Source organism: Streptomyces atratus (assembly GCF_900119365.1).
Classification (GTDB): Bacteria; Actinomycetota; Actinomycetes; order Streptomycetales; family Streptomycetaceae; genus Streptomyces; species Streptomyces atratus_B.
On sequence record NZ_FPJO01000007.1, the window covers coordinates 1 to 13072 of the forward strand.

Annotated in this window: 24 protein-coding genes and 1 pseudogene; all 25 read right to left on the bottom strand. The window is 65.4% G+C overall.

All coding sequences use genetic code 11. From position 1 onward, the window contains the following. Positions 1 to 413, bottom strand: a pseudogene (locus tag BT364_RS14220) (DNA-directed RNA polymerase subunit alpha); the annotation flags it as partial. Between the two features lie 133 nt (positions 414 to 546). Then, complete coding sequence (rpsK, locus tag BT364_RS14225) at positions 547 to 951, bottom strand: 30S ribosomal protein S11 (protein WP_003956432.1); 405 nt, start codon at positions 949 to 951, stop codon at positions 547 to 549. 105 nt (positions 952 to 1056) lie between these two features. Beyond that, positions 1057 to 1437 carry a 30S ribosomal protein S13 gene (gene rpsM, locus BT364_RS14230; protein ID WP_018519286.1) on the bottom strand — a complete coding sequence of 127 codons (381 nt, stop codon included), beginning with the start codon at positions 1435 to 1437 and terminating at the stop codon, positions 1057 to 1059. Between the two features lie 194 nt (positions 1438 to 1631). Further along, positions 1632 to 1745, bottom strand: coding sequence for a 50S ribosomal protein L36 (rpmJ, locus tag BT364_RS14235; protein ID WP_003956441.1), 114 nt, complete (start codon positions 1743 to 1745; stop codon positions 1632 to 1634). A 60-nt stretch (positions 1746 to 1805) separates the two neighbouring features. Further along, on the bottom strand, positions 1806 to 2027 hold the full coding sequence (gene infA, locus BT364_RS14240) for a translation initiation factor IF-1 (RefSeq protein WP_003956442.1): 222 nt from the start codon (positions 2025 to 2027) through the stop codon (positions 1806 to 1808). Between the two features lie 177 nt (positions 2028 to 2204). Then, on the bottom strand, positions 2205 to 3041 hold the full coding sequence (gene map / locus BT364_RS14245) for a type I methionyl aminopeptidase (RefSeq protein WP_072485530.1): 837 nt from the start codon (positions 3039 to 3041) through the stop codon (positions 2205 to 2207). A gap of 137 nt (positions 3042 to 3178) precedes the next feature. After that, positions 3179 to 3835, bottom strand: a complete 657-nt coding sequence (locus BT364_RS14250; protein ID WP_072485531.1) for an adenylate kinase — start codon at positions 3833 to 3835, stop codon at positions 3179 to 3181. Continuing rightward, entirely contained in the window at positions 3835 to 5154 is a 1320-nt protein-coding gene (secY, locus tag BT364_RS14255; RefSeq protein ID WP_072485532.1) for a preprotein translocase subunit SecY, read from the bottom strand. Before secY ends, BT364_RS14250 begins: the two co-directional genes overlap by 1 nt. A 214-nt stretch (positions 5155 to 5368) precedes the next feature. Further along, complete coding sequence (rplO, locus tag BT364_RS14260) at positions 5369 to 5824, bottom strand: 50S ribosomal protein L15 (protein WP_018550610.1); 456 nt, start codon at positions 5822 to 5824, stop codon at positions 5369 to 5371. A 1-nt stretch (position 5825) separates the two neighbouring features. Then, complete coding sequence (gene rpmD, locus BT364_RS14265) at positions 5826 to 6008, bottom strand: 50S ribosomal protein L30 (protein ID WP_018550611.1); 183 nt, start codon at positions 6006 to 6008, stop codon at positions 5826 to 5828. Then, positions 6008 to 6613: a 30S ribosomal protein S5 gene (gene rpsE, locus BT364_RS14270; RefSeq protein ID WP_072485533.1), complete on the bottom strand. Its 606-nt coding sequence runs from the start codon at positions 6611 to 6613 to the stop codon at positions 6008 to 6010. Before rpsE ends, rpmD begins: the two co-directional genes overlap by 1 nt. Before the next feature lie 46 nt (positions 6614 to 6659). After that, positions 6660 to 7043, bottom strand: coding sequence for a 50S ribosomal protein L18 (gene rplR, locus BT364_RS14275; RefSeq protein ID WP_072485534.1), 384 nt, complete (start codon positions 7041 to 7043; stop codon positions 6660 to 6662). Between the two features lie 2 nt (positions 7044 to 7045). Further along, complete coding sequence (gene rplF / locus BT364_RS14280; RefSeq protein WP_072485535.1) at positions 7046 to 7585, bottom strand: 50S ribosomal protein L6; 540 nt, start codon at positions 7583 to 7585, stop codon at positions 7046 to 7048. 21 nt (positions 7586 to 7606) lie between these two features. Further along, positions 7607 to 8005, bottom strand: coding sequence for a 30S ribosomal protein S8 (gene rpsH, locus BT364_RS14285; RefSeq protein ID WP_037688013.1), 399 nt, complete (start codon positions 8003 to 8005; stop codon positions 7607 to 7609). Between the two features lie 224 nt (positions 8006 to 8229). Continuing rightward, positions 8230 to 8415 carry a type Z 30S ribosomal protein S14 gene (locus BT364_RS14295; RefSeq protein WP_003948630.1) on the bottom strand — a complete coding sequence of 62 codons (186 nt, stop codon included), beginning with the start codon at positions 8413 to 8415 and terminating at the stop codon, positions 8230 to 8232. 2 nt (positions 8416 to 8417) lie between these two features. Next, positions 8418 to 8975, bottom strand: a complete 558-nt coding sequence (gene rplE / locus BT364_RS14300; RefSeq protein WP_072485537.1) for a 50S ribosomal protein L5 — start codon at positions 8973 to 8975, stop codon at positions 8418 to 8420. Further along, positions 8975 to 9298, bottom strand: a complete 324-nt coding sequence (gene rplX, locus BT364_RS14305; RefSeq protein ID WP_003966949.1) for a 50S ribosomal protein L24 — start codon at positions 9296 to 9298, stop codon at positions 8975 to 8977. The genes rplE and rplX overlap by 1 nt, the downstream gene beginning before the upstream one ends. Positions 9299 to 9300: 2 nt before the next feature. After that, on the bottom strand, positions 9301 to 9669 hold the full coding sequence (rplN, locus tag BT364_RS14310) for a 50S ribosomal protein L14 (RefSeq protein WP_003966950.1): 369 nt from the start codon (positions 9667 to 9669) through the stop codon (positions 9301 to 9303). Positions 9670 to 9776: 107 nt separating this feature from the next. Next, positions 9777 to 10061 (bottom strand): 30S ribosomal protein S17, encoded by a 285-nt coding sequence (rpsQ, locus tag BT364_RS14315; RefSeq protein ID WP_030977953.1) that lies wholly within the window; start codon positions 10059 to 10061, stop codon positions 9777 to 9779. Further along, positions 10061 to 10285: a 50S ribosomal protein L29 gene (rpmC, locus tag BT364_RS14320; protein ID WP_014047786.1), complete on the bottom strand. Its 225-nt coding sequence runs from the start codon at positions 10283 to 10285 to the stop codon at positions 10061 to 10063. Before rpmC ends, rpsQ begins: the two co-directional genes overlap by 1 nt. Continuing rightward, positions 10285 to 10704, bottom strand: a complete 420-nt coding sequence (gene rplP / locus BT364_RS14325) for a 50S ribosomal protein L16 (RefSeq protein ID WP_072485538.1) — start codon at positions 10702 to 10704, stop codon at positions 10285 to 10287. Before rplP ends, rpmC begins: the two co-directional genes overlap by 1 nt. A 5-nt stretch (positions 10705 to 10709) precedes the next feature. After that, a complete protein-coding gene (gene rpsC, locus BT364_RS14330) occupies positions 10710 to 11549 on the bottom strand; it encodes a 30S ribosomal protein S3 (RefSeq protein WP_072485539.1) in 840 nt (279 codons plus the stop codon). Then, the gene (gene rplV / locus BT364_RS14335) at positions 11549 to 11896 is read right to left on the bottom strand and encodes a 50S ribosomal protein L22 (RefSeq protein ID WP_004571827.1); all 348 of its coding nucleotides are present in this window, start codon (positions 11894 to 11896) and stop codon (positions 11549 to 11551) included. The genes rpsC and rplV overlap by 1 nt, the downstream gene beginning before the upstream one ends. A 43-nt stretch (positions 11897 to 11939) precedes the next feature. Further along, on the bottom strand, positions 11940 to 12221 hold the full coding sequence (rpsS, locus tag BT364_RS14340) for a 30S ribosomal protein S19 (protein WP_003966956.1): 282 nt from the start codon (positions 12219 to 12221) through the stop codon (positions 11940 to 11942). A gap of 12 nt (positions 12222 to 12233) precedes the next feature. Then, on the bottom strand, positions 12234 to 13070 hold the full coding sequence (rplB, locus tag BT364_RS14345) for a 50S ribosomal protein L2 (RefSeq protein WP_072485540.1): 837 nt from the start codon (positions 13068 to 13070) through the stop codon (positions 12234 to 12236). Positions 13071 to 13072 lie beyond the last annotated feature (2 nt).

Below are 13072 nucleotides of genomic sequence, written 5' to 3' on the forward strand. Positions count from 1 at the left end.
AGCTCCATCTCCAGCTTGCCCTTGCCGTTCAGCGTGGCCAGGACCAGGTCCGGGTTGTGGACCTCGACACCGGCCGGCGGGGCGATGTCGGCAGCGGTGACCAGGCCGGGACCCTGCTTGCGCAGGTACATCACGACCGGCTCGTCGTGCTCCGAGGAGACGACCAGCTGCTTGATGTTGAGGATGAGGTCGGTGACGTCCTCCTTGACGCCCGGCACGGTGGTGAACTCGTGCAGGACACCGTCGATCCGGATGCTGGTGACAGCGGCACCGGGGATCGAGGAGAGGAGCGTACGGCGGAGAGAGTTGCCGAGGGTGTAGCCGAAGCCCGGCTCCAGCGGCTCGATGACGAACCGGGAGCGGAACTCGTCAACGACCTCTTCGGTCAGCGACGGACGCTGAGCGATAAGCATGTTGCGTTCCTTCAGTCGTGGGCGCCCACTATTTGACGCCCCCAGATACTGACAAGGGTACGGGCGGCACGACCCCGAAGGGGCCGTACCGCCCGGACCCACGAGCTACTGCCTGGAGCAGAGCCCGAAGAAATCAGACGCGGCGACGCTTGGGCGGGCGGCATCCGTTGTGCGGGGTGGGGGTGACGTCCTGGATCGAGCCGACCTCCAGGCCGGTGGCCTGGAGCGAACGGATCGCGGTCTCGCGGCCGGAGCCCGGACCCTTCACGAAGACGTCAACCTTGCGCATGCCGTGCTCCTGCGCGCGGCGGGCGGCCGACTCGGCGGCCATCTGCGCGGCGAAGGGGGTGGACTTGCGCGAGCCCTTGAAGCCGACGTGGCCGGCGGAGGCCCAGGAGATCACGTTGCCCGAGGGGTCCGTGATCGAGACGATGGTGTTGTTGAACGTGCTCTTGATGTGCGCGTGGCCGTGAGCGACGTTCTTCTTTTCCTTGCGACGCACCTTCTTGGCTGCGCCCTGACGACCCTTGGGGGGCATGTCTTGACTCCAGATGGAGAGGGGAGGTGATCGGTCCTACAGCGAAGACCGCTGGTTGCTGCGGATGACCGGTGGTCCGGACGCCCGCAGTGCGTCCGCTGAGGACTACTTCTTGCCCGGCTTCTTCTTGCCGGCGATCGCGCGACGCGGGCCCTTGCGGGTACGAGCGTTCGTGCTGGTGCGCTGGCCGTGGACCGGCAGGCCGCGGCGGTGACGCAGACCCTGGTAGCAGCCGATCTCGACCTTGCGGCGGATGTCGGCCTGGATCTCGCGACGGAGGTCACCCTCGGTGCGGAGGTTGGCGTCCACGTACTCGCGGATCTTGACCAGGTCCTCTTCGGCCAGGTCGCGAACGCGGGTGTTGGGGTTCACGCCCGTGGTGGCGAGAATCTCCTTGGACCGGGTGCGCCCGATACCGAAGACGTAGGTGAGGGCAACCTCCACGCGCTTTTCGCGCGGGATGTCAACACCTGAAACGCGTGCCATTCAATGGCTCCAGTTGTTAATTCGGGGGTCTTCCGCAGTGCCGCTCCCGATCGCCGACCCCTCACGAGGAGAGGTGGTACGCCCGGGTCCCCGGCCCCCACCGGAGGTGTCGTCAGCCGAAGCTTGGACGGACTCTGCGTATGTACGTATTACGTGCGTCGCGCGAAGTGCTGCGAGATGCAGGGGGTCGTGCGTCAGCCCTGGCGCTGCTTGTGGCGCAGGTTGTCGCAGATGACCATGACCCGACCGTGACGGCGGATCACCTTGCACTTGTCGCAGATCTTCTTGACGCTCGGCTTGACCTTCATGGGATGTCAGGTTCTCCGGGTCAGTGCCGTCACCACGCGGAGGCGAGGTGGAGGCAAGATCTACTTGTAGCGGTAGACGATCCGGCCACGCGTCAGGTCGTACGGGGAGAGCTCCACGACGACCCGGTCATCCGGAAGGATTCGGATGTAGTGCATCCGCATCTTGCCGCTGATGTGCGCGAGGACCTTGTGACCGTTCTGGAGTTCCACCTTGAACATGGCGTTCGGGAGGGACTCGATCACGGTGCCCTCAATTTCGATGGCACCTTGCTTCTTGGCCACGCTTCGCCTTTCGAATCGGCTACCTTGATCGACTCTCGACATCGCATGCGGACACACTGATGCACGACAGCCGACGAGTCAGTCTACGTCAGCGGACCCCAAAAGACGAATCCGTCAAGTTTTCCCAGCCGAGGAGATCCTTAGACCTCCACAAGCAGGTCAAATCCCCAGGTGCCGTCACCCCAGCGGATCCGGCGCCGCCTCGATCCCGTACTGCGCCAGCTTCGCCCTGCCGCAGTCGGGGGCGGTCAGGACCAGGGGACCCTGCTCGGTGAGGGCGATCGAGTGCTCCCAGTGGGAGGACCAGGTGCCGTCGGTCGTGATGACGGTCCAGTCGTCCTGGAGCACCTCGGTCCGCGCCGTACCGAGCGAGACCATCGGCTCGATGGCCAGGCACACGCCGGGGACGAGCTTGATGCCCTTGCCGCGCTTGCGGGCGACGTAGTTCAGCAGGTGCGGGTCCATGTGCATCTCGGTGCCGATGCCGTGGCCGCCGTAGTCCTCGATGATCCCGTACTTGCCGGTGGCGGGGCGGGGCTGGCGGCGGATGTAGGACTCGATCGCCTTCGAGATGTCGACCAGGCGGTTGTTCACCTTCATCGCGGCGATACCGGCCCACATGGACTCCTCGGTCACCCGGGAGAGCTCGACCAGCTCCGGGGCGTGACCGGTGCCCACGAAGGCCGTGTAGGCGGCGTCACCGTGCCAGCCGTCGACGATCGCGCCGGCGTCGATGGAAATGATGTCGCCGTCCTTGAGGACGGTCTTGTCGTCCGGGATGCCGTGGACGACGACCTCGTTGACCGAGGTGCAGATGGTCGCGGGGAAACCGCCGTACCCGAGGAAGTTCGACTTCGCACCGTGATCGGCGATCACCTTGCGGGCGACCTGGTCCAGGTCGAGCGTGGTGGCGCCGGGCACCGCCGCCTCGCGGGTGGCCGCGTGAATGGCAGCGACCACCAGCCCCGCCTCGCGCATCTTCGCGATCTGCTCGGGGGTCTTGATCTGCACCATTGCGTGGCGCCTCTCTGCATCGGACTGCGTCGAACGGTGACGTCTGCGGCGTACTCACACAACGATACGGCGCAAACATTCGGCCGCGGCGCCCATGGACGCCGCGGCCGAATGCACAAGTACTGCGGGTGTTTCGCTCAGCCCTTGTCGGACTTGAGAGCCTCCATCGCCCGCTCGGTCACATCGTTGACCTTGCCGAGCGCGGAGATGGTGACCACCAGGTTCTGGGCCCGGTAGTAGTCGATGATCGGCTCGGTCTGCGAGTGGTAGACCTCCAGCCGGGTGCGGACCGTGTCCTCGGTGTCGTCGTCGCGCTGGTACAGCTCGCCGCCGCAGACGTCGCAGACGCCCTCGGCCTGCGGCGGGTTGTACGTCACGTGGAAGACGTGCGAGCCGTCGTTCCGGCAGATCCGGCGGCCGGCGATGCGCTTGACCACCTCGTCCTCGGGGACTTCCAGGTCCAGGACCGCGTCGAGCTTGGTGCCCTCGTCCTTGAGCATGGCGTCAAGGGCCTCGGCCTGCCCCACATTGCGCGGGAAGCCGTCCAGCAGGAAGCCGTTCTCGGCGTCCGGCTGGGACATGCGGTCCTTGGCCATCCCGATGGTGACCTCGTCCGGGACCAACTTGCCCGCGTCCATGAAAGAGCGGGCCTGCTTGCCAAGGTCGGTGCCCTGGCTGATGTTGGCACGGAAAAGATCGCCCGTGGAGATCTGCGGAATCGACAGGTTCTTGGCAAGGTACGCAGCCTGCGTTCCCTTGCCGGCACCGGGCGGCCCGACGAGGACGATTCGCATCAGCGGAGGAACCCTTCGTAATTGCGCTGCTGGAGCTGACTCTCGATCTGCTTCACGGTCTCCAGCCCCACACCCACGATGATCAGGATGCTCGTCCCGCCGAACGGGAAGTTGGCGTTCGCACCACCGAAGCCGGCCAACGCCATTGTCGGCACAAGAGCGATCAGACCCAAGTACAGCGAGCCCGGCCAAGTGATCCTGTTGAGCACGTAGCTCAGGTACTCGGCAGTAGGTCGACCAGCCCGGATACCCGGGATGAAGCCACCATACTTCTTCATGTTGTCGGCGACTTCCTCGGGGTTGAACGAAATCGCCACATAGAAGAAGGCGAAGAAGACGATCAACAGGAAGTACGCCGTGATGTAGTACGGATGGTCGCCCGTGACGAAGTTGTCCTTGATCCAGGTCGCCCAGCCCGCAGTGGAGTTGGAGAACTGGACGATCAGGGCGGGAATGTAGAGCAGCGAAGAAGCGAAGATGACGGGAATCACACCCGCCTGATTGACCTTCAGCGGAATGTACGTCGACGTACCGCCGTACGACCTGCGGCCGATCATGCGCTTCGCGTACTGCACCGGAATACGGCGCTGGGCCTGCTCGACGAAGACGACGAGGCCCACCATCACGAAGCCGATCAGGATGACGGTGCCGAACTCGATCCAGCCGTCGGCCAGCTTGCCGCTGGTCTTGATGGCCCACAGGGCGCCGGGGAAGCTGGCGGCGATCGAGATGAACATCAGGATCGACATGCCGTTGCCGATGCCGCGGTCGGTGATGAGCTCACCGAGCCACATGACGGCCGCGGTGCCCGCGGTCATCGTGATGACCATCACGATGGTCGTGAAGATCGACTGGTTCGGCACGATCTGATCGGCGACCGGGCAGCCGCTGAAGAGGGCGCCGCTGGTGGCGGTGGCCACCAGGCCGGTGCCCTGGAGGATGGCGAGCGCGACGGTCAGATAACGCGTGTACTGCGTGATCTTGGCCTGGCCGGACTGCCCCTCCTTCTTGAGCGCCTCGAGTCGGGGGATGACCACGGTCAGCAGCTGGAGAATGATGCTGGCCGTGATGTACGGCATGATGCCGAGCGCGAAGATCGTGATCTGCAGCAGTGCACCACCGCTGAACATGTTCACCAGGCCGAAGAGGCTGTTGTTGCCCTTGCTGGCCTGATCAACACAGGTCTGGACGTTCTCGTAGCTCACTCCCGGTACGGGGATGTGCGCCCCGAGCCGGTAGAGCACGATGATGCCGAGCGTGAAGAGCAGCTTCTTGCGCAGGTCGGGCGTCTTGAACGCCCGGGCGAACGCGGTGAGCACGGTGCCTCCTGCGACCCCCGCGCAGAGCGTAGAGGTGACGGTCTTGAGGATCGACGAATACGTAAACAGTCAGAGTCCCCGGGCAGGCGCCCAGGGGTTACCACACAACGACGCACGCCACCTTACCGGCGACCATGCCCCCCTAGGAACGACCAACCGGGGATGCCCCATATGAGAGGCATCCCCGGTCGGATGTTCAAGCCATCGAGTTGTCTCAGACGAGCTCGGTGACGGTGCCGCCGGCGGCGGCAATCTTCTCCTTGGCGGAGCCGGAGACGGCGTCAACCGAAACCTGCAGCGCCACGGAGATCTCGCCCTGTCCGAGGACCTTGACGAGGTGGTTGTTGCGCACCGCACCCTTGGCGACCAGGTCGGCCACGGTGACCTCTCCACCCTCGGGGTAGAGCGTCGCGAGCTTGTCCAGGTTCACGACCTGGTACTCGGTGCGGAACGGGTTCTTGAAGCCCTTGAGCTTCGGGAGACGCATGTGGAGGGGCATCTGCCCACCCTCGAAGCGCTCCGGAACCTGGTAACGGGCCTTGGTGCCCTTGGTGCCACGACCGGCGGTCTTACCCTTGGACGCCTCACCACGACCCACACGGGTCTTGGCGGTCTTGGCGCCCGGGGCGGGCCGGAGGTCATGGGCCTTCAGCGGCTTGTTCTCCGCCATGTCAGTCGACCTCCTCGACCGTCACGAGGTGGCGGACGGTGTGCACCATTCCGCGGAACTCGGGGCGGTCCTCCTTGACAACCACGTCGTGCAGGCGCTTGAGCCCGAGCGAACGAAGGGTGTCGCGGTGGTTCTGCTTGCTGCCGATGTACGACTTCGTCTGCGTGATCTTGAGGCGAGCCATTACGCACCCGCTCCCGCACGCGCACGAAGCAGGGCCGCGGGGGCGACGTCCTCGAGCGGCAGACCGCGGCGGGCCGCGATCTCCTCGGGACGCTGCAGGCCCTTGAGGGCCTCCACGGTCGCGTGCACGATGTTGATCGCGTTGTCGGAGCCGAGCGACTTCGACAGGATGTCGTGAACGCCGGCGCACTCCAGAACGGCGCGCACCGGGCCACCGGCGATAACACCGGTACCGGGGGAAGCAGGCTTCAGCAGGACGACGCCCGCAGCCTTCTCGCCCTGGATCGGGTGAGGAATGGTGCCCTGGATGCGCGGGACCTTGAAGAAGTTCTTCTTGGCCTCTTCCACGCCCTTGGCGATGGCCGCGGGAACTTCCTTGGCCTTGCCGTAGCCGACACCGACGGTGCCGTCACCATCGCCCACCACGACCAGCGCGGTGAAGCTGAAGCGACGACCACCCTTCACAACCTTGGCGACGCGGTTGATCGCGACAACGCGCTCAACGTACGCGGTCTTCTCGGCGGCAGCTGCGCCGCCGTCACGGCCCTTCCGGTCCCGCCGCTCGCCGCCACCGGCACCGCTTCCGCGGCGCTGGGGTCCAGCCATTGGATTTACCTCTCTCTGTTACGTCCGCTGTGCGTAGGAACCGGGCTCAGAACTTCAGACCGGCTTCACGGGCGGCGTCAGCCAGAGCGGCAATCCGCCCGGCGTACTGGTTACCACCGCGGTCAAACACGACGGCCTCGACGCCTGCGGCCTTGGCGCGCTCAGCGACCAGGGCGCCGACCTGCTTGGCCTGGGTGCTCTTGTCGCCCTCGCCACCACGGATGGAAGCGTCCAGGGTCGACGCCGACGCGAGCGTGTGGCCCGCGATGTCGTCGATGACCTGGGCCACCATGTGGCGGTTGGACCGCGTCACGACCAAGCGCGGACGCTCCGGCGAACCGGAGATGTGCTTGCGGACACGGATGTGGCGACGCTTGAGGGCGGCACGCTTGTAGGCGTCGCCCTTGGCGATCTTCACGCCGTATGCCATGGCTACTTACCAGCCTTTCCGACCTTGCGGCGGATGACCTCGCCGGCGTACTTGACGCCCTTCGCCTTGTACGGGTCGGGCTTCCGCAGCTTGCGGATGTTGGCCGCCACTTCGCCGACCTTCTGCTTGTCGATTCCCTCGACGGACAGCTTGGTCGGGGACTCGACCTTGAAGGTGATGCCTTCCGGCGCCTCGACGACGATCGGGTGGCTGTAGCCCAGGGCGAACTCCAGGTTGGAGCCCTTCGCCTGGACGCGGTAACCGACACCACTGATCTCGAGCGCCTTGGTGTATCCCTGGGTCACACCGGTGATCATGTTCGCCACCAGCGTGCGGGACAGGCCGTGAAGGGCCTTGTTCTGACGCTCGTCGTTCGGGCGGACGACGTTCAGAACGCCGTCCTCACCCTTGGTGACCTCGATCGGCGACGCAACGGTGTGCGAGAGGGTGCCCTTGGGGCCCTTCACTGCGACCGTACGGCCATCGATGGTGACGTCCACACCGGCGGGAACCTGGATGGGGAGCTTGCCGATTCGCGACATGAGCTATTCCTCCGTTCCCGACTACCAGACGTAGGCGAGGACTTCCCCACCTACGCCCTTCTTGCTGGCCTGCTGGCCGGTCAGGAGACCGTGGGACGTGGAGATGATCGCCACGCCCAGGCCGCCGAGGACCTTCGGCAGGTTGGTGGACTTTGCGTATACACGCAGACCCGGCTTCGAGATTCGCTTGATGCCGGCGATCGAGCGCTCGCGGTTCGGGCCGAACTTCAGCTCGAGGACGAGGTTCTTGCCGACCTCGGCGTCCTCGACCTTCCAGCCGGTGATGAAGCCCTCCTGCTGGAGGATCTCCGCGATGTGCGACTTGATCTTGCTGTGCGGCATCACGACGGAGTCGTGGTATGCCGAGTTCGCGTTACGCAGACGCGTGAGCATGTCTGCGATGGGATCAGTCATGGTCATGAATTGGCCTTCGGCCTCTCTCGCCGGGGTTTCCTGTATGCGCCATCCCTCTCCCCACTCAGAGGCAGGACGGGTGCGGTGCGGGGACCTACGGCGTAGTAAGTCGGTCTTGGGCGGCAGGCGCCCAACCCCACAAGCCTACGGCATGTGAGGGCGGGCTCCTGCCGACCAGATGCTTACCGAGAGCTTCCGTCAATTCCCAACGCCCAAAGGGCGAAGGAGAATTACCAGGAGCTCTTGGTCACGCCCGGCAGCTCGCCGCGGTGAGCCATCTCACGAAGGCACACGCGGCACAGGCCGAACTTGCGGTAGACGGAGTGGGGCCGGCCGCAGCGCTGGCAGCGGGTGTACCCGCGAACGCCGAACTTCGGCTTACGGGCGGCCTTAGCGATCAGAGCCTTCTTCGCCACGGTCAGTTCTCCTTGAACGGGAAGCCGAGGTGACGAAGGAGGGCACGACCCTCGTCGTCATTGGTCGCCGTGGTGACCACGGTGATGTCCATGCCCCGGACCCGGTCGATCTTGTCCTGGTCGATCTCGTGGAACATGACCTGCTCCGTGAGACCGAAGGTGTAGTTGCCACGGCCGTCGAACTGCTTCGGCGACAGACCACGGAAGTCACGGATACGCGGCAGCGCGAGCGACAGCGTACGGTCCAGGAACTCCCACATGCGGTCACCGCGGAGGGTGACGTGGCAGCCGATCGGCTGACCCTCGCGCAGCTTGAACTGCGCGATGGACTTGCGGGCCTTGGTCACGGCCGGCTTCTGACCGGTGATCGTGGTGAGGTCGCGCACGGCGCCGTCGATCAGCTTGGAGTCGCGGGCGGCGTCGCCCACACCCATGTTGACCACGATCTTGACCAGACCGGGGATCTGCATGACGTTCTCGTACGAGAACTCCTCACGCAGCTTGCCGGAGATTTCCTCGCGGTACTTCGTCTTCAGACGCGGAGTGGTGGTGGTAGCCATCAGATGTCCTCACCCGTCCGCTTGGCAACGCGGATCTTGTTGCCTTCGTCGTCGAAGCGGTAACCGACGCGCGTGACGACCTTGTTGCCGTCCTTCTCCACGACGAGCTGAACGTTGCTCACGTGGATGGGGGCCTCGGTCGTGACGATGCCACCGGTCTGCGAACCGCGAGCGGTCTGACCGGCCTTGGTGTGCTTCTTGACCCGGTTGACACCCTCGACGAGGACGCGGTCCTGAGCGGGGTAGGCCACGATGACCTTGCCCTGCTTGCCCTTGTCCTTACCGGTGATGACCTGAACCAGGTCGCCCTTCTTGATCTTCATGCTTACAGCACCTCCGGCGCGAGCGAGATGATCTTCATGAACTTCTTCTCGCGCAGTTCCCGGCCCACCGGGCCGAAGATGCGGGTGCCGCGGGGGTCACCGTCGTTCTTCAGAATGACGGCGGCGTTCTCGTCGAAGCGGATGTACGAGCCATCCTGACGGCGACGCTCCTTGACGGTGCGAACGATGACGGCCTTGACGACGTCACCCTTCTTCACGTTGCCACCGGGGATCGCGTCCTTGACGGTGGCGACGATGACGTCACCGATGCCCGCGTAGCGGCGACCCGAACCACCGAGAACACGGATGGTGAGGATTTCCTTCGCACCCGTGTTGTCGGCGACGCGAAGTCGCGACTCCTGCTGGATCACGTCTATCTCCTGATCGTCTGCCGGTTCCCGGCGGGGGCCACTCCGTCACCGGAGCGGGCCCCCGCCGAGCCTGGCGGAACTTGCCTGAGGGGAATGCCCCTCAGGAATTACTTGGCCTTCTCGAGGATCTCGACGACGCGCCACCGCTTCGTGGCGGACAGCGGCCGGGTCTCCATCAGGAGGACGCGGTCGCCGACGCCGGCGGCGTTCTGCTCGTCGTGCGCCTTGAGCTTGTTCGTACGGCGGATGACCTTGCCGTACAGCGCGTGCTTGACACGGTCCTCGACAGCGACGACGACGGTCTTGTCCATCTTGTCGCTGACGACCAGACCCTCACGGGTCTTGCGGAAACCGCGGTCGGTGTTGGTCTCAGTCACAGTCTTCTCGCTCATCAGACGCTCTCCACCGTCTCGATGCCCAGCTCGCGCTCGCGCATCAGGGTGTAGATCCGGGCGATGTCCTTACGGACGGACTTGAGCCGGCCGTGGTTCTCGAGCTGCCCGGTCGCCGCCTGGAAGCGGAGGTTGAACAGCTCTTCCTTGGCCTCGCGGAGCTTGTTGAGCAGCTCCTCGTTGCCCAGCTCGCGCAGCTCGGACGCCTTGGTTCCGGCCGACATCACGCCTCACCTGCCTCGCGCCGAACGATGCGGCACTTCATCGGAAGCTTGTGAGCAGCGCGGGTGAGCGCCTCACGAGCAATCTTCTCGTTCGGGTAGGACAGCTCGAACATCACGCGACCCGGCTTGACGTTCGCGATCCACCACTCGGGAGAACCCTTACCGGAACCCATGCGGGTCTCGGCCGGCTTCTTCGTCAGGGGACGGTCCGGGTAGATGTTGATCCAGACCTTGCCGCCACGCTTGATGTGACGGGTCATCGCGATACGAGCTGCCTCGATCTGACGGTTCGTCACATACGCCGGGGTCAGCGCCTGGATGCCGTACTCGCCGAACGCAACCTGCGTGCCACCCTTGGACATACCGCTGCGCTTCGGGTGGTGCTGCTTGCGGTGCTTGACCCTACGGGGGATCAGCATTTCGGTCAGGCCTCCGTTCCGGTGCTCTCGGCAGCCGGAGCGGCAGCGGCGGGAGCCTCGGCCTTGGGGGCCTCGGTCTGAGCCGACTGCTGCTGCGGCTTGCGACCGCGACCGCCACGCTCGCCACCGCGGCCACCGCGGCCGGCCGGGCGGTCAGCGCCGCCACGGGCCGGGCGGTTGCCGGCGCGGGCAGCGGCGTTCTCGGCGCGGACCTCGGCGATGTTCTTGACGTCGCCCTTGTAGATCCAGACCTTCACACCGATGCGGCCGAAGGTCGTCTTGGCCTCGAAGAAGCCGTAGTCGACGTTCGCGCGGAGCGTGTGCAGGGGCACACGGCCCTCGCGGTAGAACTCCGAGCGGGACATCTCGGCGCCGCCGAGGCGGCCACCGCACTGGATCTTGATGCCCTTGGCGCCGGCCTTCATCGAGCTCTGCATGCTCTTGCGCATGGCACGACGGAAGGAGACGCGGGAGGAGAGCTGCTCGGCGACGGCCTGGGCCACCAGCTGAGCGTCCACCTCGGGGTTCTTGACCTCGAGGATGTTCAGCTGGACCTGCTTGCCGGTCAGCTTCTCCAGCTCGCCACGGATGCGGTCGGCCTCGGCGCCACGGCGACCGATGACGATGCCCGGGCGGGCGGTGTGGATGTCAACGCGGACGCGGTCGCGGGTGCGCTCGATCTCGACCTTCGAGATGCCGGCCCGCTCCATGCCCTTCGTCATCATGCGACGAATGGCGACGTCTTCCTTGACGTAGTCCTTGTACAGCTTGTCGGCGTACCAACGGGACTTGAAGTCCGTGGTAATGCCGAGCCGGAACCCGTGCGGGTTTACCTTCTGGCCCATTACCGGGTTCCTTCCTTGCTGCTGACGACCACGGTGATGTGGCTGGTCCGCTTACGGATCCGGTAGGCACGGCCCTGAGCACGCGGACGGAACCGCTTCAGGGTCGGGCCCTCGTCCACGTACGCCTCGCTGATGACCAGCGAAGAGGCGTCGGTGTGGTCGTAGTTGTGTGCGGCGTTGGCGATGGCGCTGTCCAGCACCTTGCCAACCGGCACGCTCGCGGCCTGCGGGGCGAAACGCAGGACCGCCTGAGCCTCCGTGGCATCCATGCCACGGATGAGGTCCACCACGCGGCGGGCCTTCATGGGCGTGACGCGGATGTACCGCGCCTGGGCCCTGGCTTCCATGGTTGTCCCTTCGGTGTAAGTCATAGTCGTTTCCACCCCGCGGTTAGCGGCGCTTCGACTTCCGGTCGTCCTTGACGTGGCCGCGGAAGGTGCGAGTCGGCGAGAACTCGCCGAGCTTGTGGCCGACCATCGACTCGGTGACGAACACCGGGACGTGGATCTTGCCGTTGTGCACCGCGATGGTGTGACCCAGCATGGCCGGGACGATCATCGAGCGACGGGACCAGGTCTTGATGACGTTCTTGGTGCCTGCCTCGTTCTGTACGTCCACCTTCTTGATGAGGTGGCCGTCGACGAAGGGCCCCTTCTTGAGACTGCGCGGCATCTAAACCCGCTCCTAGCGCTTCTTGTTCGTCTTGCGGCGGCGGACGATGTACTTGTTCGATGCCTTCTTCGGCGAACGAGTACGACCCTCCTTCTGACCCCACGGCGAGACCGGGTGGCGACCACCGGAGGTCTTGCCCTCACCACCACCGTGCGGGTGGTCAACCGGGTTCATCGCGACACCGCGGACGGTCGGGCGAACGCCCTTCCAGCGCATGCGGCCGGCCTTGCCCCAGTTGATGTTCGACTGCTCGGCGTTGCCGACCTCACCGATGGTGGCGCGGCAGCGGGCGTCGACCAGGCGGATCTCACCCGACGGCATACGAAGGTGGGCCATGGTGCCCTCCTTCGCCAGCAGCTGCACGGAGGCACCCGCGGAACGGGCGAACTTCGCGCCGCCGCCGGGCCGCAGCTCGATGGCGTGGATGGTCGTACCGACCGGGATGTTGCGCAGCGCCAGGTTGTTGCCGGGCTTGATGTCGGCGGCCGGGCCGTTCTCGACACGGTCACCCTGCGACAGGCCACGCGGCGCGATGATGTAGCGCTTCTCGCCGTCCGCGTAGTGCAGGAGCGCGATGCGCGCGGTGCGGTTGGGGTCGTACTCGATGTGCGCGACCTTGGCCGGCACGCCGTCCTTGTCGTGACGACGGAAGTCGATCACTCGGTAGGCGCGCTTGTGGCCACCGCCCTGGTGGCGAACGGTCACACGACCGGCGTTGTTACGGCCGCCCTTGCTGTGCAGGGGGCGGACCAGCGACTTCTCCGGCGTGGACCGCGTGATCTCGACAAAGTCGGCGACGCTGGAGCCACGACGGCCCGGGGTCGTCGGCTTGTACTTGCGGATACCCATTT